General features: G+C 53.0%; 22 protein-coding genes and 1 pseudogene. 9 read left to right on the forward strand and 14 right to left on the reverse strand.

Features of this window, described 5'->3' with window-relative positions; translation table 11 throughout:
- Window positions 1-95 precede the first annotated feature (95 nt).
- The 7 genes and pseudogenes from ACQKE4_RS00005 to araD1 form a co-directional block, all read right to left on the reverse strand.
- Window positions 96-350: pseudogene (locus ACQKE4_RS00005) on the reverse strand (dihydroxy-acid dehydratase); the annotation flags it as partial.
- 217 nt (window positions 351-567) lie between these two features.
- A complete protein-coding gene (locus ACQKE4_RS00010; protein WP_427386330.1) occupies window positions 568-2,064 on the reverse strand; it encodes a tripartite tricarboxylate transporter permease in 1,497 nt (498 codons plus the stop codon).
- Window positions 2,052-2,546, reverse strand: coding sequence for a tripartite tricarboxylate transporter TctB family protein (locus ACQKE4_RS00015; protein ID WP_427386331.1), 495 nt, complete (start codon window positions 2,544-2,546; stop codon window positions 2,052-2,054). The genes ACQKE4_RS00010 and ACQKE4_RS00015 overlap by 13 nt, the downstream gene beginning before the upstream one ends.
- 9 nt (window positions 2,547-2,555) lie before the next feature.
- Window positions 2,556-3,542 carry a tripartite tricarboxylate transporter substrate binding protein gene (locus ACQKE4_RS00020; RefSeq protein WP_427386332.1) on the reverse strand — a complete coding sequence of 329 codons (987 nt, stop codon included), beginning with the start codon at window positions 3,540-3,542 and terminating at the stop codon, window positions 2,556-2,558.
- 188 nt (window positions 3,543-3,730) lie between these two features.
- Window positions 3,731-4,864 (reverse strand): iron-containing alcohol dehydrogenase, encoded by a 1,134-nt coding sequence (locus ACQKE4_RS00025; protein ID WP_427386333.1) that lies wholly within the window; start codon window positions 4,862-4,864, stop codon window positions 3,731-3,733.
- Between the two features lie 191 nt (window positions 4,865-5,055).
- Window positions 5,056-6,639 (reverse strand): aldehyde dehydrogenase (NADP(+)), encoded by a 1,584-nt coding sequence (locus tag ACQKE4_RS00030; protein ID WP_427386334.1) that lies wholly within the window; start codon window positions 6,637-6,639, stop codon window positions 5,056-5,058.
- A gap of 67 nt (window positions 6,640-6,706) precedes the next feature.
- Entirely contained in the window at window positions 6,707-7,720 is a 1,014-nt protein-coding gene (araD1, locus tag ACQKE4_RS00035) for an AraD1 family protein (RefSeq protein ID WP_427386335.1), read from the reverse strand.
- Window positions 7,721-7,994: 274 nt separating this feature from the next.
- On the opposite strand from araD1, the gene ACQKE4_RS00040 reads away from it, so the two are divergent.
- The 5 genes from ACQKE4_RS00040 to ACQKE4_RS00060 all read left to right on the forward strand — a co-directional run bounded on the left by ACQKE4_RS00040 (window position 7,995) and on the right by ACQKE4_RS00060 (window position 13,693).
- Window positions 7,995-9,524, forward strand: coding sequence for a UxaA family hydrolase (locus tag ACQKE4_RS00040; RefSeq protein ID WP_427386336.1), 1,530 nt, complete (start codon window positions 7,995-7,997; stop codon window positions 9,522-9,524).
- Window positions 9,525-9,712: 188 nt separating this feature from the next.
- Window positions 9,713-10,678, forward strand: a complete 966-nt coding sequence (locus tag ACQKE4_RS00045; RefSeq protein WP_427386337.1) for a GntR family transcriptional regulator — start codon at window positions 9,713-9,715, stop codon at window positions 10,676-10,678.
- A 58-nt stretch (window positions 10,679-10,736) separates the two neighbouring features.
- A complete protein-coding gene (locus ACQKE4_RS00050; protein ID WP_427386338.1) occupies window positions 10,737-11,621 on the forward strand; it encodes an NAD(P)-dependent oxidoreductase in 885 nt (294 codons plus the stop codon).
- Between the two features lie 37 nt (window positions 11,622-11,658).
- A complete protein-coding gene (locus ACQKE4_RS00055) occupies window positions 11,659-12,711 on the forward strand; it encodes an Ldh family oxidoreductase (protein ID WP_427386339.1) in 1,053 nt (350 codons plus the stop codon).
- Window positions 12,712-12,787: 76 nt separating this feature from the next.
- Complete coding sequence (locus tag ACQKE4_RS00060; RefSeq protein WP_427386340.1) at window positions 12,788-13,693, forward strand: NAD(P)-dependent oxidoreductase; 906 nt, start codon at window positions 12,788-12,790, stop codon at window positions 13,691-13,693.
- A gap of 56 nt (window positions 13,694-13,749) precedes the next feature.
- On the opposite strand, the gene ACQKE4_RS00065 is transcribed toward ACQKE4_RS00060, so the two are convergent.
- Genes ACQKE4_RS00065 through ACQKE4_RS00080 form a run of 4 tightly spaced genes read right to left on the reverse strand, consistent with a single transcriptional unit; the run spans window position 13,750 to window position 18,305 of the window.
- A complete protein-coding gene (locus ACQKE4_RS00065) occupies window positions 13,750-14,676 on the reverse strand; it encodes a Gfo/Idh/MocA family protein (RefSeq protein WP_427386341.1) in 927 nt (308 codons plus the stop codon).
- A 58-nt stretch (window positions 14,677-14,734) separates the two neighbouring features.
- Complete coding sequence (locus ACQKE4_RS00070; RefSeq protein WP_427386342.1) at window positions 14,735-15,505, reverse strand: FadR/GntR family transcriptional regulator; 771 nt, start codon at window positions 15,503-15,505, stop codon at window positions 14,735-14,737.
- A 31-nt stretch (window positions 15,506-15,536) separates the two neighbouring features.
- A complete protein-coding gene (locus ACQKE4_RS00075) occupies window positions 15,537-16,481 on the reverse strand; it encodes a DMT family transporter (protein ID WP_427386343.1) in 945 nt (314 codons plus the stop codon).
- Between the two features lie 21 nt (window positions 16,482-16,502).
- Entirely contained in the window at window positions 16,503-18,305 is a 1,803-nt protein-coding gene (locus ACQKE4_RS00080; RefSeq protein ID WP_427386344.1) for an IlvD/Edd family dehydratase, read from the reverse strand.
- A 289-nt stretch (window positions 18,306-18,594) separates the two neighbouring features.
- On the opposite strand from ACQKE4_RS00080, the gene ACQKE4_RS00085 reads away from it, so the two are divergent.
- The 4 genes from ACQKE4_RS00085 (at window position 18,595) to ACQKE4_RS00100 (ending at window position 23,283) form a co-directional block, all read left to right on the forward strand.
- Window positions 18,595-19,671: a TRAP transporter substrate-binding protein gene (locus ACQKE4_RS00085; protein WP_427386345.1), complete on the forward strand. Its 1,077-nt coding sequence runs from the start codon at window positions 18,595-18,597 to the stop codon at window positions 19,669-19,671.
- Window positions 19,672-19,747: 76 nt separating this feature from the next.
- The gene (locus ACQKE4_RS00090; RefSeq protein ID WP_427386346.1) at window positions 19,748-20,341 is read left to right on the forward strand and encodes a TRAP transporter small permease; all 594 of its coding nucleotides are present in this window, start codon (window positions 19,748-19,750) and stop codon (window positions 20,339-20,341) included.
- Between the two features lie 3 nt (window positions 20,342-20,344).
- Window positions 20,345-21,628: a TRAP transporter large permease gene (locus ACQKE4_RS00095; RefSeq protein WP_427386347.1), complete on the forward strand. Its 1,284-nt coding sequence runs from the start codon at window positions 20,345-20,347 to the stop codon at window positions 21,626-21,628.
- A 77-nt stretch (window positions 21,629-21,705) separates the two neighbouring features.
- Window positions 21,706-23,283, forward strand: coding sequence for an aldehyde dehydrogenase (NADP(+)) (locus tag ACQKE4_RS00100; RefSeq protein WP_427386348.1), 1,578 nt, complete (start codon window positions 21,706-21,708; stop codon window positions 23,281-23,283).
- 15 nt (window positions 23,284-23,298) lie between these two features.
- On the opposite strand, the gene nanR is transcribed toward ACQKE4_RS00100, so the two are convergent.
- The 3 genes from nanR to ACQKE4_RS00115 all read right to left on the reverse strand — a co-directional run bounded on the left by nanR (window position 23,299) and on the right by ACQKE4_RS00115 (window position 26,649).
- Entirely contained in the window at window positions 23,299-24,021 is a 723-nt protein-coding gene (nanR, locus tag ACQKE4_RS00105) for a transcriptional regulator NanR (RefSeq protein WP_427386349.1), read from the reverse strand.
- A 75-nt stretch (window positions 24,022-24,096) separates the two neighbouring features.
- Entirely contained in the window at window positions 24,097-25,173 is a 1,077-nt protein-coding gene (locus tag ACQKE4_RS00110) for an Ldh family oxidoreductase (protein ID WP_427386350.1), read from the reverse strand.
- 96 nt (window positions 25,174-25,269) lie between these two features.
- Complete coding sequence (locus tag ACQKE4_RS00115) at window positions 25,270-26,649, reverse strand: TRAP transporter large permease (protein WP_427386351.1); 1,380 nt, start codon at window positions 26,647-26,649, stop codon at window positions 25,270-25,272.
- Window positions 26,650-26,669: the final 20 nt, after the last annotated feature.

The raw sequence follows: 26,669 nt of genomic DNA on the forward strand, positions 1-26,669 counted from the left end.
GAGGATGGCAGGAAGCAGTACAAGGTCTCGCCGGAGTTATTGAGACCTCTCCGGGACGTGAAGTAGGTCAACTACGTCTTGGAATGAACGCTTACGTTGGAGAAGACCGGAAACTCTACCGGGTAGCCACCCGCTTCAAGCACGCCTTTCTTAACGTGTTCGGCCAGCTTGCGAAAATGCGCATTACAGGGGGTCAATTCCGACCAGGTATTACAGATACCGATGATCGGCTTGCCCTGAAATTCATGATCAGGGATGCCCTGATTTTTCATCCAACTGCGGTACATAAAGCCGTTCTTATCGGCGGTACCGAACCACTGGGCAGAACGTAGAGGATGCTGGCATTTCATCATAGATATCACTCATTGTTATAGTTTTATTGCGATTATTGTATACATGCCATTTCAAAACCCTACATGGCACTAAAACTTTTCTATATTAATCAGCCTTAATCATCATGCAGTGACTGTCTCTTAATTTTTTGAAATAATTCTTATAAAAAGCCAGCAATTAGCGCCAGCAAGTAGCCATGCTTTCTTTAGAACAACGTATGATTCCTTTAAAATATCATTTTGCTAATCTTCCCTTTTGATAGCGATACGCTTTGATCAACAGGGGTGAACACCATAGAACAATGACGGCAATGCCGAGCCCTGCACTGATGGGCCGTGCGAAGAAACTGGTTAAGTCACCACCTGTTCGCAACATGGCACTCATGAAATTATTTTCAACCACTTTGCCCAACACCAATCCAAGGATAGCCGGTGCCATCGGAAAGTCATTAACGGCTAATACATAAGCCACCAGACCTACTATCAGCATTAACCAAATATCCACAATGCTATTGTTGATAGCGAAAGCTCCGACAATACAGAAGCACAAGATGATGGGCATCAATATACGACTAGGCGTAAGAATAAAGAATTTAGACAGCCTAATCGCTATATAACCAATGGGCAGCATCATTAAATTAGCGAGGATGAAGACGATAAACAGCGCATAAATCAACCCAGAGCCATCCATAAAAATAGTGGGGCCAGGGTTCATCCCTTTCATGTACAAAACGCCAATCACAATAGCGGTGATGGAGTCACCCGGAATACCGAACACTAAGGCGGGTACCCATGCTCCACTTAGGCCAGAGTTATTAGCTGAGCTCGCATCAACGATGCCTTCAATATGGCCGGTGCCATACTTAGCGCTCTCTTTTGACCTACCTTTTCCTACCCCGTATGCGATCCAGGCCGCAATATCTGCGCCAGCACCTGGCAATGCTCCAATCAGTGTACCGATCGAACTACCGCGCAACATATTGCGCCAGTAACGCTTAACGTGTTTCGGAACATTTTTGAAAACACTGTCGTTATCAATAATATTTAAATTTTTCTTTTCGCTTTTCGAACCGTAATAGTTCATCAGTTCGTTGAGAGCGAACATACCAATCATGACGGGTATAAAGTTGATCCCTGCCATAAGATCAGGCACACCAAACGTAAAGCGTGGCGCACCACTCATCATATCTAGCCCGACGGTTGAAAGCAGAATGCCGAATAGCAGCGATAAAAATGCTTTTGTTCTAGAACCAACAGAAATGAAGATTGAACAGCTTAACCCAAGTACCGCCAGCCAAAAGTACTCGAAAGCACTGAATTTAAGCGCCACTTCAGCAAGCGATTGAGCAACCACAATCAAAACAACCGTGCCAAAAATACCGCCAAACACTGAACACACTAAATTAATGCCCAGAACTTCTCTCGCCCTGCCCTTTTTTGCTAACGCATGGGATTCACCCACATAAGCGGCCGAAGCAGGCGTACCCGGTATATTCAAATAGGTACCCGGTATATCACCTGCAAATATTGCCATCGCCGACGTTGTTACAATCGCTGCAATCGCGGGGATGGTGTCCATATAGAAGGTCAAGGGAACTAATAGCGCCACGGCCATCGTGGCGGTAAGACCGGGCACGGCACCCACGAAGATTCCGAACATTGCCGCTGCAAGAATAACAAGAATGGTATCTATATTTAGAACCAATCCAAAACCATTGATTAAGATATCCATGGCAGGCTACCTCCTAACAAAATACCTTGTGGCAATGGAATAAGCAGGTAGCGCGAAAAGATAAAATAAATGATTCCTGAAACCACTATAGAGGTTATCACTGCTATATAAGGCTTCGTTTTTCTTACCAACATCAGCACAAGCATAATGATGATCATCGAAAGTAGCGCGCCAATATAATCGCTTGCAAAGATATAAAAGACGATAGCAAGCGGTGGCAATATCAACGCCAAGTTAAGTTTCTCACCCTCAGGCTTTGCTGTTTCTGGCGTGCCTTGTACTTCATGAGCGAAAACTTTTTTTCTTTGCCATAGCGCACTGAAAGCAAGCACCGCTCCACCGATGCAAAATCCCCCTCCGATGAGGGAGGGGAATAGCGAAGGACCATACTGAAGGCTTGGAAGAGTTGGAAATTGCTGGGCAGTGATAATTGTCACTACCCCAGCAATAATAAACCCTAATCCGGCGTATACATCCCGCATTGTCTTTCCTCAGTTAGCTAAGCCAACTTGCTCAACAATCTCACCAAATACAGCATCCATCTCTTGCATGAGCTGCCCAAACTCTTCTGCATTACGCCACTCGGTTCCAAAACCTTGCTGATTCATAAAGCCCTGGTAGGTTTCGCTGTTGTAAGCGGCTTCAAGTGCTGCTTCAAGGGTGGCTACGATCTCAGGATCCATACCTTTTGGACCTGCGATACCTCGCCACTCACCCACTTGATAGGTGCTGCCGATTAGCTCTTCGGTGGTCGGAATATCAGGGAAGCTTGGTATACGCTCAGGCGACATGACCGCAAAACTTTTCACTCGTCCGGCTTCCATCATTGAGCGGCCTTCGGGTACAGAGCTGGGTACGATATCAATACCACCAGATACCAATTCGACCATAGCAGGCGCAGCACCTTCACTAGGAATCCAAATCACTTGATCTGCCGGAACGCCTAGATCCATCAAAAAACCCGCAAATGCGAGATGCCAAACGCCGCCCTGACCCGTGCCAGAGGCCGTGAACGTGCCTTTAGGCTCGGAGCGGATGGCTTCAACCAGCTCTTCTAGGGTTTCATAAGGAGAGTCGGCGGCTACTTGAATACCTGGAAAGTCATAGTTGATTTGAGCAATAGGCGTAAAATCTTCATAGGTCAGGTCGGTTAAGCCCTGCCAATGCATCATGTTGACTTCGCCCGTCGCCAAGCCAATTGTATAGCCATCCGGTGCCGCGTTGATCATGGCGGTATGCCCGACAACCCCACTGCCACCGGTACGGTTAACAACGTTAACGTTCTGCCCCAGCTCCTCTTCTAATGCGCGGGCGATGGTGCGCGCCGTCGCATCCGTACCCCCACCAGCAGCCCAGGGAACAATCAGGGTGATGGGGCGCTCAGGGTAATCAGCCATCGCTGATCCGGACGCGACCATAACCGCAGCGGCGATACTTGAAGCAAGAATAGTTTTGAGAGAATGGTTTGTAATTATCATGTTCACTTCCTCTAATGTTTTATTGTCTATTTTGATTATCATTTGTTAAAACTGCACGGAGCTACTATTTACTGCTTTACTAGTTATTGCTTTTCTAGTTACTGCTTTACGCTTTATCGCCCTCTTGTTTACTGCTTTATTGCCTAACACCCTCCTGCATGATTATGAAAATGGATAAGCGCTAACCCTCAGAAAACTTCTTGAAGCATTTTAGAGAAGTCTTCTTTAGAGGGAGCACGCGGATTGGTAGCCGTGGAGTGGTCTTCCAATGCCCACTGGGCCACTTGTGCTAACTGCTCTTCCTTAACCCCCATCTCGCTCAAACGAGAAGGCATGCCCAACGTAATATTTAGCTTTTCAAATGCATCGGCTAAATCATCATGTGGGGCGAGCCCCATCGATTCTTTGAGGCGAGCAAATTTCTCTTCACACTCGGGCTGGTTAAACCTCAGCACTGTCGGCATTAACAGGGCATTGAGCGTGCCATGGTGAAGATTAAGTTCATGCATGCCACCTAACGCGTGGGAAAGGGAGTGCACCGCGCCCAGCCCCTTCTGAAAAGCCATGGCACCTTCAAGGGCGGCCATCATCATTTCATTTCTTGCTGTTAAGTTATCGCCGTGCTCTACAGCCGTTACAAGATACTGGCTGGCACGTTTAAGGCCATCCAATGCAATCGCCTCTGCAGGTGGGTTCACTTTAGGACTTAAGAACGTTTCCACACAGTGAGCAATCGCATCCATCCCCGTTGCCGCTGTTAAAAAGGGCGGTAGCCCAAGCGTCAAACGTGGATCACAAATGGCAACAGCGGGAATCAGATAGGGAGAAAGAAAACCCAGCTTTCGGTTGTCTTTCATCGTAATTAACGAGGCTCTTCCCACCTCGCTACCGGTACCCGCCGTCGTGGGCACCGCGATTAGCGGCAGTACATTCGCATTAATTTTGGCAACGCCACCCTCGATAGCGGCATATTGGCGTAGCGGCGCGGGGTGATTAACCAGCAAGGCAACCGCTTTAGCCAAATCAATGCTTGAGCCACCACCAACGGCCACAATGCCATCGCAACCTTTTTCCTTTAAAAAGGCCAGCGCATGCTCTACGGCTATTTCCGTTGGGTTGGAGGGTGTGCCGTCAAAAATGCAGGCCTCTTCGCTAAGCTTTGCTGACTCAACGACTTGGGCGATAAGCGGAGTGGAGCTGAGCCCTTTATCAGTAACAAATAAAGGCCTTTTCACCTTCAACAGTTGCAGCTCGTTGGCTAATTCTGTAATGGCATGCTCACCAAACTGAATTTTTGTTAGGTAATTGATGATATAGGGCATTTTTATTTCTCATTATTATTGGTGTAAAAAGCCACGTCACATTGGAGACCAAAGGTGTCATACAGTATGACTACATGACAACAGTTTAGTAACGTATTTCGTGGCTGCCAAGTCCGGTTAAACAGTTATGTGTAAAAAGCTTAGTAAAAAAATGCGTTGAGAAGCACTGTGCGCAAAATCCGTATCAAACCCTAGCCTTTGGCTGTTTCACGCAGGCCGTCTACCAAGCGCGACAGTTTCCAAGGGTTGCTGTCTTTCAGCGCCTCGGGTAACAGCCCCGCGGGCAGATCTTGATAGCACACAGGGCGTAAAAAACGTTGGATGGCCGCACTGCCCACCGAGGTGGTTCGGGTATCTGATGTCGCTGGGTATGGGCCTCCATGAACCATGGCGTGCCCTACCTCAACACCTGTAGGCCAACCATTAACCAAAATTCGCCCCGCTTTTTGCTCCAGGATCGGCAACAGAGAACGAGCCAATGCCATATCATCGTCATCCATCTGGACGGTTGCGGTAAGTTGCCCCTCAAGATGCGCTGCTACATCACGCATTTCGTTTTGGTCGTTACATTCAACGATTAACGATGCGGCACCAAATACCTCTTCTTGCAATGCTTCGCTACTCAGAAATTCAGCCGCCGTAGTCGTAAATAGCGCGGTCTGACACTGATAGCCTTGTTCTGCAGCCTTACCGCGGGCTAATTCAGCGGCACTATTGCTTAGTTGACTCACTCCCCCCTCGTACGCCTTATGGATACCGGGTGTCAGCATAGTTTGTGCAGCACTTGCGCTTACGGCGGCGCTTGCTGCTTCTTTAAATGTGTTTAACCCCTGCCCCTTCACCGCCAGTACCAGGCCCGGATTCGTACAGAACTGCCCCGCCCCCATATTGAGAGAAGCAATAAAGCCTTCCCCTAACGCTTGGGCTCGGGCATCCAGTGCTGCGGGAAGTAAAAACACGGGGTTGATTGAACTCATTTCGGCATAAACTGGAATGGGCTGAGGCCGCGCCTGGGCAGTTGCCAGAAGCGCCATGCCTCCCGCACGTGAGCCGGTAAAACCGACTGCCTGAACATATGGGTTAGCGACCAACGCCTGGCCTACTTCACGCCCGGAGCCAAATAGCAGTGAGAAGACACCTTCGGGCAACTGGCACTTGGCCACTGCAGCTTGCACTGCCCGCCCGACTAGCTCTGACGTACCTGGGTGTGAGGAGTGGGCTTTAACAATAACGGGACAGCCAGCAGCCAATGCTGACGCTGTATCGCCGCCTGCCACACTGAAGGCTAGTGGGAAGTTGCTAGCACCGAACACGGTGACCGGCCCTACGGCAATATGGCGTTGACGAAGGTCTGCACGCGGTAACGGTTGGCGATCAGGTAAAGCAGGATCAATGCGTATATCGAGCCATTCACCCGCACGGACTACATTCGCGAACAGACGTAGCTGGCCACAGGTACGCCCACGCTCACCCTCTATCCGCCCACGAGGAAGGCCACTTTCAGCCATCGCGCGCTCAATCAAAACATCGCCCAACGCTTCAATTTCGCTGGCAATGGTTTCTAAAAAGGTAGCCCGCTCATCTAGTGACGTTTCGCGATAAGCATCAAACGCCTGATTGGCCAATTCACAGGCTTTTTCAACGTCGGCTTCACAGCACCCTTTGTAAGCAGGCTCCAGCAGGTCACCGGTTGATGGATCAATCGCACGGATCTCTTCACGTGTACCGTCTACCCATTGCTGGCCGATTAGCGATTGACCTTTAAGTGAACTCATAGCGTGGCTCCTCTGCCGAAACTTAAAAAGATAATGTTTATTGAGTTGGCTAATTCGTTGCTGCGTTTCAAAGCGCAGCAACGGGGCTTTCAACTGCTGACATGACTTTCACTCGATTGATGAGCGGACGCGTCATTAAATTGCACTCTATGCGCATCTCATCGCCCTCCTGAAGCACGATGGCATCAGCAAAGCTCAATATAGCGGCGCCGAAAAAATGCACGTGCACTTGCCCAGGCACTCGGAAAGCAGCGTATTTAAAGTGGTGGTGTTCAAGATTGGCGATGGAGTGGCACATATGCTGCTCGCCACTGGCAAAGTCGTGCTGCCATAAAAGCTCGCCATTACGATGGATCGATACATTGCCGCTCACCTCTTCGGGCAAATCGCCAATCACAATTTCAGGGCCGATGCTCGCATCACGCAGTTTTGAATGCGCCAAGTAGAGGTAGTTTTGTTTTTCAGTTACATGGTCGGAAAACTCATTACTCAATGCATAACCAATGCGGAAAACCTTGCCTTGATCATTAACGATGTAGACACCGACAAGTTCCGCTTCTTCGCCGCCATCTAAGGCAAAGGCAGGCATTTCAATATCTTGATAGGGCGCACGCAGCGTGTGCCCCGTGCCTTTGTAGAACCACTCAGGCTGGACACCAACGCTTCCATCAGTCGGCTTACCACCTTCGACGCCCCAATCAAACATCCGCTGCGTATCCGTTACGGGGGCTTCACTAGCGCTCTTATCACTACCCTTGCCATGCATTTTGTTGCGTGGTGCAGCGCTGCCCAAATGCGTTAGGCCTGTACCGGTTAGCAATAAATGAGCAGGGTCTGGATGGGTGATCGGCGCTAGCAACTGGCCGGCTGCAATCGCCACGTCATAATCCAATGTTTCACCTGTCATTGAGGTATCGATTACCTCGCTCAACCGACGGCCTTCATTGGCCGACAACAGCGCAAGCTCAAACAGGGACGATGACAACAGGCGTAGTGAATTGCCTTCCACCTTTGCAGCGACGGCTAAGCCACTTTCTGTACGTACTTGAACGACATGGATATTTCCCGCAGCTTTAGGCATATAAAATTTTTCTCTTTATTAACAATGACTCGTCAACTTATTGCATAAGCGCACCCTTCCCACGGTGCTAAATGCTCAGACCTGGAAGCAATCTAGAACAAATGAACATTGCATTCAATGACCATTACATAGGACGATAGTCTAATCGACGTATAGCGCTCGCTTGCTACAGTGCATCAACCGTGACCGCTTCTTAGCTTGCGCATCGTGTTTGCAGACCGTCTCTGCAAATAGCTCTTGCATAAAAAGCCCAATAACTAGCTAGAGGTAAACGATGGATCTCATTAATTCCCCGTCCGTTATTATTCATCTCAATCCGCGAGATAACGTAGGGGTCGCCTCTAATGCGGTTCCTAAAGGGTTTCCCATTGACCAAAATGGCACGCTCGCCGCAGAAAATATCGATGCTGGTCACAAGGTTGCGTTAACTAAGATCAATAAAGGAGACGCCGTTTATAAATACGGTCAACTGATAGGGTTAGCGGCCCAGGATGTTCAGCCTGGCGAGCATGTGCATACCCACAACCTGACCATGATAGAGCTCGACTCTTCGTTAAAAGATTTCCAGCCTCACCCAAAAACCGCTACCCAAAGCAGTTCTCGCACCTTCCAAGGATTTAAGCGGGCTGATGGCAGCGTGGGGACACGCAACTTTATTGGCATTTTGTCTACCGTTAACTGCTCCGCTACGGTGGCTAAAGCAGCAGCGGACTTACTCAATCAGTCTGGCGAGCTGTCCCAAATGGGCTTCGATGGCGTCGTTGCCATTACCCATGGTTCTGGCTGTGCCATGAATACTGATTCAGAAGGCTTCTCTTTTCTTGAGCGCGTCATAGCGGGTTATGCGCAGCATCCCAATTTTGCCTTTGTGCTGATTATTGGGCTGGGGTGTGAAACCAACCAGGTCAAAACACTCGTCAAAACACAAGGCTTAGAAGATGCTTCAAGGCTTAGTTACTTTAATATTCAAGATGCGGGAGGCACCCGCACCAGTATTAAAACGGCCTGCGATCACATCATGCAGATGGCAGCTCAACACGGCCAGCAGCAACGTGAACCTGCCCTACTAGAACATTTGGTTGTTGCTCTGCAGTGCGGAGGGTCGGACGGCTACTCAGGCATTACGGCTAATCCTGCGCTAGGCCATGCCGCCGACCTGATCGTACAACAGGGGGGTAGCGTTATTCTTGCAGAAACGCCGGAGATTTATGGCGCGGAGAATTTGCTGATTGATCGCTCCATTGATGAGAGCGTTGCGCAAAAGTTACTCGACCGCATTACCTGGTGGAAACATTACACCGAAATAAATGGCGCCGAGTTAAACAACAACCCCTCCCCTGGCAATAAAGCGGGTGGGCTCTCGACGATTCTTGAGAAATCATTGGGTGCAGTCGCCAAAGGTGGCACGTCAAGCCTTAATGATGTGCTGCTTTATGCCGAGAAGATGACCACCCGTGGCTTTAACTTTATGGATAGCCCTGGTTATGACCCTATTTCCGTCACGGGCCAAATTGCCTCTGGCTCTAACGTTGTGTGCTTTACCACAGGGCGCGGCTCGGTATCAGGCTTCAAGCCAGCCCCCTGCCTGAAGCTCGCCACCAATACCGCCATGTATGAGAAAATGCATGAAGATATGGATATAAACTGCGGTGTTATCGTCGATGGGACTGCTAGTGTAGAGAGTGTCGGGGAAGAGATTTTTGAGCGCATTATTGCCATTGCCTCTGGCGACATGAGCGCCAGCGAATCACTGGGGTATGGTAATAATGAGTTTGTGCCCTGGCTGGTAGGTGCCGTTACCTAGGCTCTGTCCGAAAACTGGCTGCGCTCGACCATACTGCGTTAAAAATCGGCTCGCGCGCGAGTCCGATCAAAGTACTCATTTACACCCAGTAAACTCCGTCTTTTCGCCGATTTTTGCCTTATCTGGTCTTCGCTCGCCGACTTTTCAAACAAAGCCTAAATTTATTATTTAAGGGCAAACAATTAACCATGGCACAAACGCTGCGCGACCAGCTTTATACGGCTCTTAAGCAGGGTATTGTTGGAAAACGGCTTGAACCAGGGCTTGTGCTGCTGGAGGGTAATATTGCGGAGCTATTTGGTATTAGCCGCTCTCCAGTTCGCCAAACCCTGAGCCGGCTACACGAAGAGCAGTATATCTGTCGTTTTGAAGGGCGTGGCTATCTGGTGGGAGCCTCACCAAGTGAGATTGTGCGGCGCTCTCTTAGTGAGCGTGATTTCAAGCAGCTTGGCCATGCCCCCAAAGTCGATCGAACCGTTTCATGGCGCGCCCATATCGACAGCGTCGAGCATGATATTGTGCTGTGTTCAATCAAGGGGGCGTTTGAACTTAATGAACTACAGCTTTCCAAATCACTTAATGTTAGCCGTACCGTCACCCATCAGATTCTGCTCCACTTACAGTCCATCGGCCTAGTCGAAAAGATTAAATATAATAGTTGGAGCGTGGTCCCTTTAGATAATCAACGGCTTCACAATCTTTATGAAGCTCGCCGCCAACTAGAACCTTACATGATCGCAAGGGCAGCCAAGAGCATTTCCGAAAGTACGGTCAATGACTACATTGCCAAGCTCAAGCAGGCCGAAAACAGTTACCCGAATATTAAGGGTGACGTGCTCGATGAGTTAGAAAATGACCTCCACCATACCGCCGTCAGTTTAGGCGGCAACCAGGAAGTCATGAATATGCTCAGGCGTACTCACCCTATCTTGTTAATCAGCAAACACCTGCTGGGACGAGTCCTCAAGCTTCCCGATCAAGATCCTTTTTTCGATGAGCATTTGTGCATCTTCGAAAAAATGCGCCTGCAAAAACCCGATCAAGCAGCAAAAGCACTGGTAGCTCATTTAGAGCGCTCGGAATCTAAAGTACTCGACCGCCTTATCAACTTTCGAGAATCAGGTGATATCAATGTGCCGCCTTACTTGCGTTAACGACTAAAACCACCGGAGCCTTATCGGCTCACATAGCACATAGATAGAGGGGCTAATAATGACAACAACGACCACAAGAACTATCGGCTTTATTGGCACAGGCATTATGGGTTCGCCCATGGCCGCACGTTTGGTTAAAGCAGGACACCAAGTACGTGTCTGGAATCGGACGAGAAGTAAGGCCGACAGTTTGGAAACGGTGGGGGCTGAAATAGTTGACAAACCCGAAGAAGCCGCTGCGGATAGCGATGTGGTTATCGTTATGCTCAGCTCGGGACCTGTGTGCGATGAAATATTATTAGGCTCCAACGGTCTGCTCAAGGCCATGCAGCCCGACGCCACGCTGATCGTGATGAGCTCTATACCCGTCGAGACCGCGCGCAGGCAGGCTGAAGAAGCCGCCACGCATCAGATTCACTACTTGGACGCGCCGGTATCCGGGGGTGAACAGGGAGCTATCGACGGCAGTTTAGCCATCATGGTGGGTGGCGACGCCGCAAGCTTTAAAGCAGTCGAGCATCTTCTATTAACACTTGGCAGGCCAGTGCATGTTGGCCCAGCAGGCAGCGGTGAACTGGCTAAGCTTGCCAATCAAATGATTGTGGCCAATACCATTGCCACGGTAGCTGAAGCCATACTACTGGCTGAGCGCGGTGGGGCTAACCCTGAGCGAATGCTGGCGGCACTTGAGGGTGGCTTTGCAGACTCGACTATTCTACGCATCCACGGCCAGCGCATGATCCAGGAAAACTTCACCCCCGGGGGGCCAGCCAAATGGCAGTTAAAAGATACCCAGACAGCGATGGCATTTGCCGGTGAGCTGGGACTCAACTTGCCCGTATCAACATTGGTCAACTCGCTTTTCGAGGAGCTGGTAGCCCAGGGGGATGGCGAGCTGGACCATAGCGCCCTGATACGCCAACTCAAGCGGCACAACGCTTAACAGCACCCCACAACAACAAATAGTGAGAACAAAGCCAATGAGCACCCATTACGACGTACAGGAAATAACGCGGTTCAGCACCGACTTACTAATGGCCGCTGGACTCGATAAAGATAAGTCCCAGGCTGTCGCTGAAATACTCGTTGAAGGCGACCTGATGGGCCATACCACTCATGGCCTTCAGCTGCTTTCACCTTACCTTGGGGAAATTCAGTCAGGCCGAATGCCTGTCACCGGTGAATATGAGGTGGTCTCCGAACGTGCCGCTGTACAAACCTGGGATGGTCGTTATCTGCCAGGGCCTTGGTTGATTATCAAAGCCATGGAGGCCGCTGAATCCATGGCGCGCTCATGCGGCACCGGTACGGTAGTGATTCGGCGCTCTAATCATATCGCCTGCCTGGCTGCCTACCTAAAACGCGCCACCGACCAAAACCTGGTGGTGGTGATTGAGTCCTCCGACCCGGCGACTAAATCGGTTGCTCCTTACGGCGGTTTAGAAGCTACTCATACCCCCAATCCCATCGCCGTGGGCTACCCCACTGATTCAGGCCCCGTTCTTTTAGATGTCAGCACGTCAATAACCACTAATGGCATGGTCGGGCGGCTTAACAAGCAAAACAGCCGGCTGCCCTATCTCTGGTTGAAGGATCATCAAGGCCAGGCGACCGACCGTCCCGAGGTGCTCTTCGACGAGCCGAAAGGCAGCATTATGCCTATCGGTGGGCTTGACCATGGCCACAAGGGCTACGCACTTGGCCTTATGGTGGAAGCATTGACGTCTGGTTTGGCAGGATTTGGGCGGGTACAGGCACCTACCCAGTGGGGTGCCTCTGTCATGGTCCAGGTGCTGGACCCGGAAGCCTTTGGTGGGCTCGACGCTTTTAAGCGTGAAACCGGTGCCCTGGCCGATGCGTGTCGCAACAATCCGGTTGCCGAAGGCAGCCCCCAGGTACGTATTCCGGGCGAGCGCGGGCTTGCGCTTCATAAACAGTATTCGCAGCAGGGCGTCCCGCTTCCAGAAGGTGTTCCCGAAGCGCTTGCTGAGTGGTCCGAGCGTCTCGTCGTGCCTTTCCCCAAGGCAAAATAATTCACCCCGGAGCAGCGTTAGCTCCCGCATGCTGGCCCTTATAACAAACCGTTAAAGCGATTACTTAGAGGCGACTATGAAACAGGAACGTATAGGCTTTATTGGCCTCGGCCTAATGGGTAAGGAAATGGCCGGACATATCGTGCGTAACGGCTACCCGTTGAGCGTTATGGCTCATCGCAACCGCTCACCGTTAGAAGCCCTGTGCGCAGAGGGTGCTACCGAAGTCAGTAGCGCCGCCGAGATGGCAAGCAACAGCGATATTGTTTTCATCTGCGTCAAAACATCCGAGCAGGTTAGCGAGATCATCACGGGAGTCGACGGCTTACTGGCAGGGGCTCATGAAGGATTGATGATTGTCGACTGCTCTACGGCGCATCCCGAATCGACCGAGCGCCTTGCTGAAACCTTAGCGCAACAGGGAGTGACCTTAGTCGACGCCCCTTTAGCTCGTACACCTCGCGAGGCTAAAGAAGGACGGCTCAACGTCATGCTGGGTGGCGATGCCACGGCGGTTGCGCGTATCACGCCGGTCATCAAGAGTTTCGCGGAGAATGTCTTTCATGTGGGCAAGGTCGGTTCAGCGCACAAACTGAAACTGATCAATAACTTCCTGTCGCTAGGGGCCGCAGCGCTGGTTAGCGAAGCCGCGACGATGGCTGCTGGCATGGGAGTGCCACAGGAAAAACTGCTCGAAATCTGCTCCCAAGGGGGTGCCAACAGCGCCATGCTGGCACCCGTGATGGAGTGGGTGCTGCAGGGAGAGTGTACGAAACTGCAGTTCAGTCTTGGTAATGCCGAAAAGGATATGCGCTACCTAGCGGAAACGTTAAGCGCCTACCAGCTAAAGGCCAATATGCTTCCCCCACTGTGCGAGTTCCTGTCAGTAGCCCGCCATGATGTGGGAGAAGATAGCTTTGTTCCCCAAGCGTACGATAGCTGCATGCAACATAACGGTATCGAGCTAAACCGTGGCAAGTAATGCAGTAGACTCTGGCTTCCGGCTAGGGCCACTTACATGGCCACTCAAAGTAGCGCTTACTCAATAAAGGCGTCGGTTACCTCTCGGTGACCATATAAAAACGCATCGGCCACTTGGCGAAGTGGTGCCACATCCACTTCGCTACGGCCATTTTTGACCAGCTCGGCAAAGTGCGCATAGAGGCCTGGGTATTCACGCTCTTCGGCATCGACAATCACTTCGTCGTCGATCTTCAGGCGGCATCCACCTTTAGTGAGGCTCAAGCGGCCACCATCGGTATCAACAAGGATATCCCAGGTTTGTGGGCCGGTCTGACGAAAATCAAATGCTGCCTCAATCGCCGCTCCCGTTGGGTCGGTAAAGGAGAGATCCGCGGCAATCGGGGTTTGCGCATTGCTCGGCACCAGCAGCCGCGCCTGTTGTAGAAAGAACGGTTGAGGCAGGATTTCAGTCGCAATTGAGAGCGCATTAATACCGGGATCAAAAACGCCCATGCCGCCGGGCTGCCAGATCCAGGCTTGGCCGGGGTGCCAAACCCTCACATCCTCTTTCCACTCGATATTAACGCGTTGAACCTGGCGTTCACTTAGCCACTGCTTAGCCTGCGCAACGCCGGGTGCAAAACGTGAATGCCAGGCAGCAAACAGGCTAACGCCCTGTTCGGCAGCAAGTGAGATCAAGCTTTCCACTTCGCTTAGCGTGGCGCCCGGTGGTTTCTCAAGCAACACGTGTTTGCCGCGCATCAGCGCCGCACGGGCTTGGGAGTAGCGCAAGTGGGTCGGCGTGCAGATCGCCACAGCAGCGATTTCAGGATGTGCATCCAGCATGGCATCCAAATCCCCATAGGACAGAACATCGTCCACGCCGGCATTGGGATCGGCGGTGGCGACGAGACGGCAGTTAGCCGTCACTGCAATCGCTGGAAGATGCTGGTCACGGGCAATTTTACCGACACCCACTAGACCAATCGTTACGTCAGACATACGTTTACCCTGAAGATAAAAATTAATTACAAATGATGAAAAGCACTTAGTAGGTAGGTTAATGAGAAGTATGCGGCAGCTCCACGCTGCGCCCCAAGGAGCTTGCACTGTGCTCGAGCCCCAACGCCTCGGCGGTACCCGCCAGCACCGCTTGGGCAGCCAGAAACGCCTCTCGGGGGCGGCGCATACGGATGCTTTCCATCAATTGGCGATGGCGTTCAAGGCTCTCTTCAGGGTCAGATGCGCTCTCGTTGGACATCGAGACCAGCAAGTAGATTGAGGGTCGTAAAATATGCGATAGCTGCGCCCAGACAATATTATGGGTCGCTTTGAAGATTGCCTCATGAAAAGCGATATCGCACTCGCTGTGTAAACGCCGTTCCTCTTGGCAAGTGGCGTTGCGCAGGTTCTGCCCTAGCCCTTCAAAGGCTTCTTCGATCGCCACCAGGTCACGCGCTTTAGCGCGTTTGGCCGCCGTCATCGCCACATAGGGTTCAACATCCAGGCGAAAGGCGAGAATTTCACGCTGGATATCGGGGTTGGGTGCTGCATAGCGCGTTAACCAGTCGGTCACCTGAGCATCCAAAATGTGCCACTCCGAGTACTCGCGCACTTTAGAGCCATGGCCGGAAATGCGTTCAATAATGCCCGCATCCACCAGTTGACGAAGATCACTGCGCACCGCCGAGCGGTTAATACCGAAGCGCTCGCAGAGATCCAGTTCACGGGGCACGAAATCACCAGGATGATAACGCCCACCGAAAATCTCTTCGGCGAGATATTCGGCAATGTTGGGGCGTGCCGCAGGTTTGATAAGAGATGACGTCACTAAGCTAAGCCCCTGTTTCAATTGCTGCCAATCATACCGTACTCGACGGACCAGCCGGTACTTGGCTAGTGGGCTTTACCCTCGCCCGCTGCCTAAGTTCCAGGCGACGATCATAGATCCCCTTGGCTAATAACGTACCCAATACCAAGGTGCCACCCACCATTGCCATTGGCGCTGGCTGCTCGGCGAGAATCCACCAAGCCAGTAAAGTGCCTAACACCACTTCCATCAATATCAGCAGCCCTACCTCGGCGGAAGGTAAATAAAGAGGGCCTCGCTGCAGTAAAGTCACACCGCAAGGCACAATGACCAAGCAGAGCAGTATAACCACCGCTAGCTGGTCGATCGCCGGCAGCGCAGGCGCCTCTCCGGAAAGCCAAAAAATCCCGGCGACACTACCGACAATTAGCCCGTTGAAGACCAGCATCGGGCTCATGTCGACACCAGGTCGCGTCCTGCACAGCGTAAAATTTATCGCCAGGGTCACCGCTGTCACTAAGGCAAAAGCGTTGCCCACCCAGGAACCAGCGCCTGCGTCATCCAGGGCAATCATGGAGATGCCCACCATGCACAGCAAAATCGCCAGCCAGGTCCGCCGTGGTAAGCGCTCTTTAAGGATGACCCAGGAGAGCACCGCGGCAATGAGTGGCGAACTGGCCAGGATCATCAGTACGTTGCCTGCGGTGGTGTACTGGTTGCCAAGCACAAAACCACAGGTGGTCAGGCTGAACAGCAGCGCCACGGCGATTCCCGTCCAGCCGCATCGGCGATAGGCTGCCAAGGTACCTCGGCCGTAGCGTGCTAAAGCAATCAGCAAAAAGCCGAGGGCTGAGAGAAAACCACGCCACATCAAAATATCAGCATCAGGCAGCGCAGCCACTTTAATCAGCAGCGCATCGGGCGCCATAATCACCGCTCCGCCACCGGTTAGCAGTAGGCCCTGTTGCCGGTGTGACAAGGCACTCAAACGGCTCATGTAGTGGTTATCCTTTTGCCTTTAGTGGTTATCCCTGGGCGGATGCTTGCGAGCCACATCGCGATATTTGGTAGCGGGTTCCAGGGTCATGCCTCGATTCAGCGGTTCAACCATGCTGCGCTGAATCTCCTGCCAGGGCGTTTGGTGGCCAGGGTAGCGGTAGCCGCCCTGCTGGGCTAAACGCTCGCGGCGGGCTTCTAGCTCACTCGCTTCAATCAGCAGTTGCACATCTCCGCGCTTAAGATCAACCCGCAGCCAGTCACCGCTTTCCAGCAGTGCCAAACCGCCACCCGTAGCCGCTTCCGGGGAAGCATTGAGAATCGATGGCGAGCCAGAGGTGCCTGACTGGCGACCATCGCCCAAGCACGGAAGCGATTCAATACCCTGCTTAATCAGCGCCTCAGGCGGCTGCATATTGACTACTTCCGCACCGCCTGGATGCCCCACTGGGCCTGCGCCGCGCATGACCAGAATGGTGCGTGCGTCTATGTTCAACGCCGGGTCGTCAATCCGGGCGTGGTAATCCTCCGAACCATCAAATACCACGACCTTGCCTTCAAAGGCTTCCGGGTCATTGGGATCATTTAGGAAGCGCTCGCGGAAGTCCCGAGAGATCACGCTGGTTTTCATTAGCGCCGAATCAAATAAATTACCCTTGAGATTGAGAAAGCCTGCATGCTCGACCAGCGGATCGGCGTAGCGACAAATAACGTCCGTATCCTGGGTTTCGCGGCCCTGCAAATTATCGCCTATAGCGCGGCCATTGACCGTTAGCGCTTCGCCGTGCAATTTACCGGCCGTGTTTAATTCATGCAGGATTGCCGGCACGCCACCCGCACGATAAAACTCTTCACACAGGAAAGCACCCGCGGGCATCACGTTGGCCAGCAGCGGAATTTCATGGCCCAGGCGCTGCCAGTCGTCGTTATCAAGCTCAATACCCGCGTGACGTGCAATCGCATTAATGTGCACCGGCGCGTTAGAGGAGCCACCCAGCGCCGAGCACGCCACAATGGCGTTCTCAAATGCTTCCCGGGTCAAAATATCCAGCGGACGCAGGTCTTCCCACACCATATCGACAATTCGGGTGCCGGTGTCATAAGCCACCATCGCCCGCTCTTTGTAAGGGGCGGGGATTACCGCCGAGCCCGGCAGGCTCATGCCCAACACTTCGGCCATGGAGTTCATGGTGGAAGCTGTGCCCATGGTGTTGCAGTGGCCAATCGAAGGCGCTGAGTCGCTGGCTCGGGAAAGAAATTCGGCGTAGTCGATATCCCCCGCTGCCAATCGCTTGCGTAGCTCCCAGATAATCGTACCTGAGCCCACCCGCTCAGCCCCGCGCCAACCGTTTAGCATCGGCCCACCGGAAAGCACAATCGCGGGAATATTAACTGTTGCCGCCGCCATTAGCGCAGCAGGCGTGGTTTTATCGCAGCCTGTCGTTAGTACCACGCCGTCTAAAGGGTAGCCGTGCAGCACCTCAACGATGCCCAGATAGGCCAGGTTACGGTCCAGTGCGGCGGTCGGCCTGCGCACATTTTCATGAATGGGGTGCATGGGAAATTCAAACGGTACGCCGCCTGCAGCACGAATACCGTCTTTAACCCGTTTAACCAGGTCGATGTGATGACGATTACATGGCGTTAAATCTGACCCTGACTGGCAAATACCGATGATCGGCTTACCGCTGGTTAGCTCATCCAGGGTAATGCCGTAATTTAGATAGCGCTCGATGCACAGCGCCGTGGTTCCAGGGTGTTCAGAGTTATCGAACCAGTAACGTGAACGCAACTGCTCAGGAGTTATGCGATGAGGATTGGCCATGGTTACGCTCCACGCCTAAAGTGAAGGATAAGAAAACAGTGCCATGACGGTACGCCTTCTTCTCCATATCGTCGATACATACAAAAGTATATGTTGAACATAATCACGAAAAGTTAGACATTTAGCTAGGGTTTTAAAACTGGTTTCAAGAACTGGATTGTAAAAACTAGGTTTCAAGAACTGGGCTTCAATAACTGGGTTTAAACAACAACAACGGTAAACATGCTGCAGCTCGCTTGGAAAGCGCCCTTAGTGAAGCGACCTGTAGCTCGTCAGGAGAGTGATAACTATGCATCATCTTTGGAAGCGCACCCTGTTAGTCACCGGTGCTACGCTGCTTAGCTCAGGTATCGCTTACGCGCAGACGCCTGATCTTTCCGACCCGCCTGAGATTGAAGGCGATACGGTGGGTGACCACGGCAGTGTGACCCTGCGTATGGGCCTTGGCTTGGCTGAAAGCTCACCTCAGTACATTTCAAGCCAGTACTTCGCGGATATTCTTGACCAGCGCAGCGAAGGACGCATCAGCGTTAATCTGTTCCCGAACAGCCAACTCGGCGATGACGTGCAGATGATGGAAATGCTGCAAACCGGCACGCTGGATATGACCTATCCCTCGTCATCCCCCGCCACGGGCTATGTAGCGGAGCTGGCTGTTTTCGATCTGCCCTTCTTGCTTCCAACGCGCGAAGCAGCCATTGAAGCGATGCGCAGCGATGCCGCTCAAGAGATGCTTGATGCGTTTGATGGCACCGGTATTAAAGCCTTAGCGTTCTCGGAAAACGGCTTTCGCCAGCTTTCCAATAGCGCGCGGGAAGTCTCATCGCCTGAAGACGTGGCTGGCTTAGATGTACGCGGCTTGTCAGTGCGCACGATGGAAAACCCGGTACACCTGGCCATTTGGCAGGCGCTAGGGGCCAACCCAACACCCATGGCCTTTGGTGAGCTGTTTTCCGCCATGGAGCAAGGCGTTGTGGACGGCCAGGAAAATCCTTGGAGTACCATCCTGACCTCGAATTTCTATGAAGTGCAGGAGTACGGCTCTGAAACGCGTCACGTCTACACGCCGTTTATCAAAATGATTTCTGAACGTACTTGGGATCGCCTCGACCCCGAATATCAGGAGCTTGTACAAGAGGCTGCGCTGCAAGCCGCGGATTATGAAATCCAACTTTCCAGTGAATACGATGACTGGGCTCGGGATCAACTAGAAGAGCGTGGCATGCAGGTTACGCGTCTTGATGATGATCAGATTGCCGCCTTCCAGGAAGCCGTACAACCCGTTTATGACGAGTGGGCACCGCGCATTGGTGAAGAACTTGTCGCTGAATTCCAGCGTATTGCTGAATCGACAATGTCGGAATAAACACTCTCTCTAATGACAAAACAGGCAAGAGGCAAACGCCTCTTGCCTTGTCGTTATTCGCCTCTTCGGAGAGCTTATGGACATACCCAACACCCCACTTCCTGACACTGCAGCATTTTTCGATGACCCTCAACGTGAACCGTTGGAGATCGACACCGAGCAGCGCCGTGGCCCAGCGATCTTCCGCTGGCTAACGCTGGCAATGGAACACGTTATCGCCACCCTGCTGGTGGCGCTAATCGTCTCGGTGTCTGCCAATGTGGTGGGACGTGCTGTATTGAATCACTCGCTGCCGTGGGCCGATGAGTTAGCTCGGATGCTGTTTATCTGGTTAATTTTTATTGGTGCTGCCGCCGCTTTCGCTCGCTATGAACATATTGCTGTGGATATTTTAGTACGCAAACTTAAGCCCCGTGCCGCCCATATGCTGTATTTATTCCAGCACCTTGTCATCACCGCCTTGATGGGAGTGATTGTTTGGGGTGGCTTTTTAGTGATGTCTCGCGCATCCGGGCGCACCGCGATTCTTGGCGTACCGTGGAACTTGGTCAATGTCTCACTGGTACTCTGTGCCTCCTTCATTGCCGCGGTGGCTATTTGGCGCGCCTGGCAGAGCATTGGACAGATCCGTTCGCCCAGCGTCATACCAACCACCACAGGAGATCGTTAGGCCATGCTATGGATTTTTCTAGGCATCCTGTTCGCCTCACTGGCACTTGGTCTACCCATCGCCTTTGGGCTAGGTATCGCGGCTGTGGTGATGGCACTGCTCTCTGATATTCCACTATCCATCATGATCGAGCAGTCGATTCGGGGTGTTAATAGCTTCCCTCTGCTGGCGATTCCGTTCTTTATTTTAGTCGGTGAAGTGATGAGCAACGGCGGCATCGCCCGCCGGTTGATGGAGTTGGCAGGCGCCCTAGTGGGCTTCGTTCGCGGTGGCCTGGGGCAGGTAGCGATTACCGGTTCAATGTTCTTCGGTGGCATTAGCGGTTCAGCCGTGGCAGATACGGCAGCGACCGGTGCCATGATGATTCCTTCAATGAAGCAGCAGGGGTACACCGCGCCTCAAGCAACAGCCATCAACACCGTCTCATCGGTGATTGGTATCATCATCCCACCCTCTATCCCACTCATTCTATATGGCATTGTTACCGAAACGTCGATTAGCCGCCTGTTCATTGCCGGTATCGTGCCAGGCATACTGATCGCTTTCGCGCTGATGGCGACGACCTTCATTATGGCCACCATCGGCCACGCGGGGCAGACCCGCAAGTTTCGCTTTGATGTGCTGTGGGCGGCATTCAAAGCGGCTTGGCTTGCGTTAGTACTGCCGGTGATTGTGATTGGCGGCATTATTGGTGGCGTTTTCACCGCTACCGAAGCCGCTGTTGCAGCGCTGCTTTATTCGCTGTTTATCTCACTAGTGGTTTACCGCGAATTTAAGATTACCGCGCTTTGGGGCATGCTGATTCGCACCGCCCGCTTGACCGGTATGGTCTTGCTGTTGCTGGCGTTTGCCACCGTCATTGCCTGGTTTTTAACCATCAACATGGTGCCGCAAACGCTGGTTCGCCAAGTACAGTCGATTACCGAAGACCCTTTTCTGCTGCTGCTAATCGTGGCCGGTTTGCTGCTGCTTGTAGGGTTTGTGATGGATTTGACCCCTGCCATGGTGATTATGGCACCGATGCTAACGCCCATTGTGACGTCAGTAGGTATCGACCCGGTCTACTTCGGCGTATTGATGTCCTTCGTGCTGGGAATCGGTCTTTTAACTCCGCCAGTGGGCACCTGCCTTTACGTGGGCTGTGGGGTCGGTAAGGTTTCCATGGAACAGCTCGTCAGAGCCATGCTGCCTTACTACGGCGCTCTGTTAGTCGTGCTGGTAATCCTGATCGCATTTCCTGGCATCGTAACGTGGCTACCTGAACTCACCGCCGTACGTGGTAACTAACGTGATTACTCGCTCGCTAATCACTATCGCTTTCGATAGTTAACGTTTTAAAAACGCCCTTATCAAAGGAGGCCAACATGACACTGCAAGGCACACTGCTTATCGGTCAGCAGGCCGTTACCGGCTCACAGGCTGACATTTATGCGATTAACCCGGCGACAGGTGAAGCGCTTAAGCCGAACTACGCTGGTGGCACTCGCGCTGAGGTGGAACAGGCGTGTGAGCTTGCCGCCGCCGCATTCGATGATTATCGCGAGACGTCGCTTGAAGCCCGTGCACGCTTTTTAGAAACCATTGCCGATGAGATTGAGGCCATTGGTGCAGAGCTTACCGAGCGCGGCGTGGTTGAAACCGGGCTGCCTCAGGCGCGCCTTGAGGGTGAGCGTGGCCGTACTTGTGGCCAGCTGCGTCTGTTCGCTTCTGTGGTACGCGCGGGTGAGTGGCTGGATATTCGTCACGATCCTGCCCTGCCAGAGCGCCAGCCGCTGCCCCGCGCAGATCTTCGCCAGCGTCATATTCCACTGGGCCCAGTGGCGGTGTTTGGTGCCAGCAACTTTCCGCTCGCGTTTAGCGTCGCAGGTGGCGACACCGCGTCTGCACTGGCAGCTGGCTGCCCAGTAGTGGTCAAGGGCCACTCTGCCCACCCCGGCACCTCTGAACTCGTGGGTCGTGCTATTCAACGCGCCGTTGCTAAATGCGAGCTCCCTGAAGGAGTGTTCTCGTTGCTGTTTGGCTCGGGCAAAGAGATCGGCCAGGCGCTGGTCGCTGACCCACGTATCAAAGCGGTTGGTTTTACCGGTTCACGTAGTGGCGGTACTGCCTTGATGGCAACAGCGCAGGCACGCCCTGAACCAATTCCTGTTTATGCCGAAATGAGCAGTATCAACCCTGTTTTTCTCCTGCCTGAGGCCCTTAAGGCACGCGGCACCAAGATTGCCGAAGGCTTTGTGGCATCGCTTAATATGGGCGCAGGCCAGTTCTGCACCAACCCTGGCTTAATTATCGGCCTTAAAGGCCCCGACCTGGATGCGTTTGTAGCAACCGCCGGTGAAGCCGTTAAAGCCAGCGCGGCACAAACCATGCTCACGCCCGGCATTCACGATGCTTATCAAAACGGCGTAGCGGCGCTGGCAAGCAGTGCCAACGTTACGGAAATCGCCCGTGGGCAAACAGATGAAGCACCCCATAGCTGCCAAACAGGCCTCTTTACCGCTAGCGCCAGCGACTTCTTAACCGACGAAGCACTACAAGGCGAAGTCTTCGGTGCGACCTCACTGGTGATTGAGTGCCGTGATAATGATGAAATGCAACGCGTCGCCGAGCAATTGGAAGGCCAACTGACCGCCACGCTGCAAATGGACGATGGCGACCTCGCCGACGCTAAACGCCTGCTACCCGTGCTTGAACGCCGCGCTGGACGCATCATGGCCAATGGCTGGCCCACTGGGGTTGAAGTCGGTCACGCCATGGTACACGGCGGCCCTTACCCTGCCACCTCGGATTCACGCACCACCTCGGTAGGTAGCGCGGCTATCTATCGCTTCTTGCGCCCGGTCTGCTATCAGGATTTACCCGCAGGTCTACTCCCTGAAGCGCTGCGTGATGGCAATCCGTTTAACGTCTCTCGATTAGTCGACGGCAAGCGCGAGAGCTAAACCGCATGCACAGGCTTAAGAGGCATCTGATAGACGCTTTTTAAGCTGCATATAAGTACCGTAGTGACGGTCGAGGTGGCGTCGCATGGCTGCCTCGGCCGCATCAGGGTCACGGGACTCTATCGCGGCAATGATTTCAGTGTGAGCAGTGGTGGCGGCTTTATCCTCATCTTTTTGCTGCAATACCAGTGCCCTGCGATCATCCAGCCACTCAGAGAGCGCCACGTGTATGGCATCGAAGATGGGATTACGGCAAATGCTGGCTAACACGCCATGAAAATCATTATCCGAGCGTTTGAAGCGTGCTTCATCGCCAATGGCATCACGATTGGCTTTAAGCGCTTCGTGCAGCCTCGCCAGATCTTCTTCACTGGCATGGCGAGCCGCGTAGCGAGCCAGGGAGATCTCGAACATGGCACGGGCTTCTTGAAAATACTGCTGGCCATCAGGCTTGGAAAGCAGTTGCCGTGTTACGCCAGAAAGCCTGGCCATTACCGCATCCGCAGTGGGGCGAATAACCCTGGCGCGGGTACCACTATTGATGGCAATTAGCCCCAGTTGCTGTAAATGAAACAGCGCTTCACGCACGGCGGGCCTGCCGACCCCAAACTGCTCCATCAGCTCCCTTTCTGAAGGCAGTTGATCGTTTTCACTTAACCGCCCCTCGAGGATCTCTGCCTCAAGCTGTTCGGCGACCTGTTCGGACAGCGTTTTACGCTCGATCCGGTATCTGCTCATAGGCAGTCACCCCTGGTTAACCTGGAATTTTCCGCCATTTTACTGCATTTTTTGCCATTATCCTTTAAACGAACTTTACGGAAGTCTTGTGAGCGGCGTTATCCGGTATTGCTTAGCAAGCTCGGCATAGGCTAATTGATTGGCAGAATCGAGGGGGATGCCTTCTGCATCGCGGCTGGCTTGACAGCGCCATTCACGATCACCGGGGGCTAGCACGCTATTATTTTCAGTGGCGGGTTGAGCACGCAAGTCGGTTAGGTACTCAGCCAACCCTCGCGCAAAAGTGCCCTCTTCTACGAATGCATCGGGTTTCATCACCAGGAAGAAGTGCCCGACGCCACGGGGTGTTGCCATATCCGGCCCACCCATGGGTAAAATTTTAAAGCCGTGCTGCATACCCGACAACACGGAGCTGAGTATTTCAACCATGCCTGCCAACCCTGCCCCCTTAAAGCCAAAGCCAGTGCCTCCCATCGGCAACAGTGCGGCGACCTGGCTAGGATCACGGCTCACCTTGCCAGCCGCATCTGCCGCTACCTGATCCGGAAGCGTGCGGCCAATAGCACCAAACTGCTGCACGCGATTCCAGGGGACTGAGCTGGTGGCCATATCAAGTAGATAAGGTGCGTCGCCCGCTACCGGTGCTGCGAAGGCAATGGGGTTCGTGCCATGAAAAGGCTTAGCACCATCGTGAAGCAGTACAAAAGGGTCTGAATTACACAATGCCATTCCCAGGTAACCGCGCTCCGCCGCCGCCAGTGCGTAGCACCCGGCCGCCCCGAAGTGCGATGAGTTACCCACTGCGACCGCGCCGATACCCGCCACTTCCGCCATTGCAATGGCATGCTCAATAGCGGTGTACCCCGCTAAGTGCCCCAGACCGTCGTCCGCGTCTAAAAACCCTGTTGCCGCTAAGCGCTGGTGAAATACCATATTGGGAGCGCCGTTAATGCGCCCACCTTGCAATGCCTGCAGATAGTGGGGCAATAGGCGTAACCCATGGCTGTCGGTGCCCATCCGTGAGGCCGTCACCAGCGCCCATGTCGTTGCCTCTGCGGAGGGATGATCAGCACCCGCCGCGGTCAGCACGGTTTGCATAAAGCGACTAAGGTCTTCACCTTTTACACGAAAATCCGACGACGTATCAGTCATGGGTTACATACTCCTGATCTTTCTATTAATCCGTTACCGGCAGTGCCTAGGCTTTGTACAAAAACTGCCTGCGCTCGCCGACTTCTCGTACAGTGCCTAACGATAAATCAGCGTCGGTAACCACATTGAGATGGCTGGAATAAAGGTCACTAACAGCAGGCATATTACCAAGGGGATCAGGAACGGTATGGTGCCGCGCATGCAGCGTTCAAAGCTGACATTCGACACCCTGGAAAGCACGTAGAGCACCATTCCGACCGGAGGGGTCAACAACCCAATCATCAGGTTCAGTACCATAATCACCCCGAAGTGAACGGGGTCAACGCCCACTGCAACCGCCATGGGTAGCAGCACGGGAACTAAAATGGTGATTGCCGCAATCGTTTCCATAAAGCAGCCAACGATAATCAGCACGATATTAGCCATTATCAGCACGGCGAGTTTGCTGTCGGCAAAAGGCCCCATTAAGGCGATCACATTTTGCGTGACCTGATTGCTGGTAAGAATCCAGGCAAAGATAGAGGCGGCAGAGACAATGAACAGAATGACGGCGGTGGTCTCAATGGTCTCCATGCTGACTTTAAGTAGCTTGCGCCAGGTCAGCGTGCGGTACACCACCACGCCAAGCAGCAGCGCATAGAACACCGCGGCCACGGCGGCTTCGGTAGGCGTAAAGGCACCGGTGATAATCCCGCCAACGATAATGACCGGGGTCATTAGCGATAAGAAGGCCCGCTTGAAGGTATGGCCGAGCACGCGCACCGAGAACACCGCATCGCGGGTATAACCACGTCGACGGGAGATAATAAAGATCATCAGCATCAGCATGGCGCCCATCAATAGGCCTGGGATCAACCCCGCGGCAAACAGCTGACCTACTGAGGCAGATGCCATTACACCATAAATCACCATGGGTAGACTGGGCGGAATAATCGGCCCGATGGTAGATGAAGCAGCGGTAATTCCTACTGCAAACTCCTCATCGTAACCGGCGTCTTTCATCGCTTTGACTTCGATCATTCCAAGGCCACCAGCGTCCGCCACTGCGGCCCCAGACATCCCAGAGAAGACGATGCTGGCACCGACATTCACGTGCCCCAAGCCACCGCGCATCCAACCCATCAGGGCCTTAGCAAAATTAAAAATCCGCTCGGTAATACCGCCGTTATTCATCAAACTGCCGGCGAAGATAAAGAACGGAATCGCCAACAGCGGAAAACTGTCGATGCCGTTAATCATGCGGTGTGCGATAACAATATTAGGTACTTGCCCGGTAATCAGCACAAACATCAAACAGGCACCCGCCAAGCTGACAGCGATAGGCACCCCTAATACCAGCATGGTAAACAGGGAGAAAAACAGGAAGCCAAGATCGTAGCCCATCAGCGGTAAAATCACGCAGCCCAGCACCGCCAGAGCGGCCAGCAGGGGAGACACGATCGGCGTTTGCCAGCGCATTAAGGACATTCGGGACATGGGAAGCCTCTCACTAAAAA

It is taken from the genome of Halomonas sp. NPDC076908 (assembly GCF_050269715.1).
GTDB lineage: Bacteria > Pseudomonadota > Gammaproteobacteria > Pseudomonadales > Halomonadaceae > Vreelandella.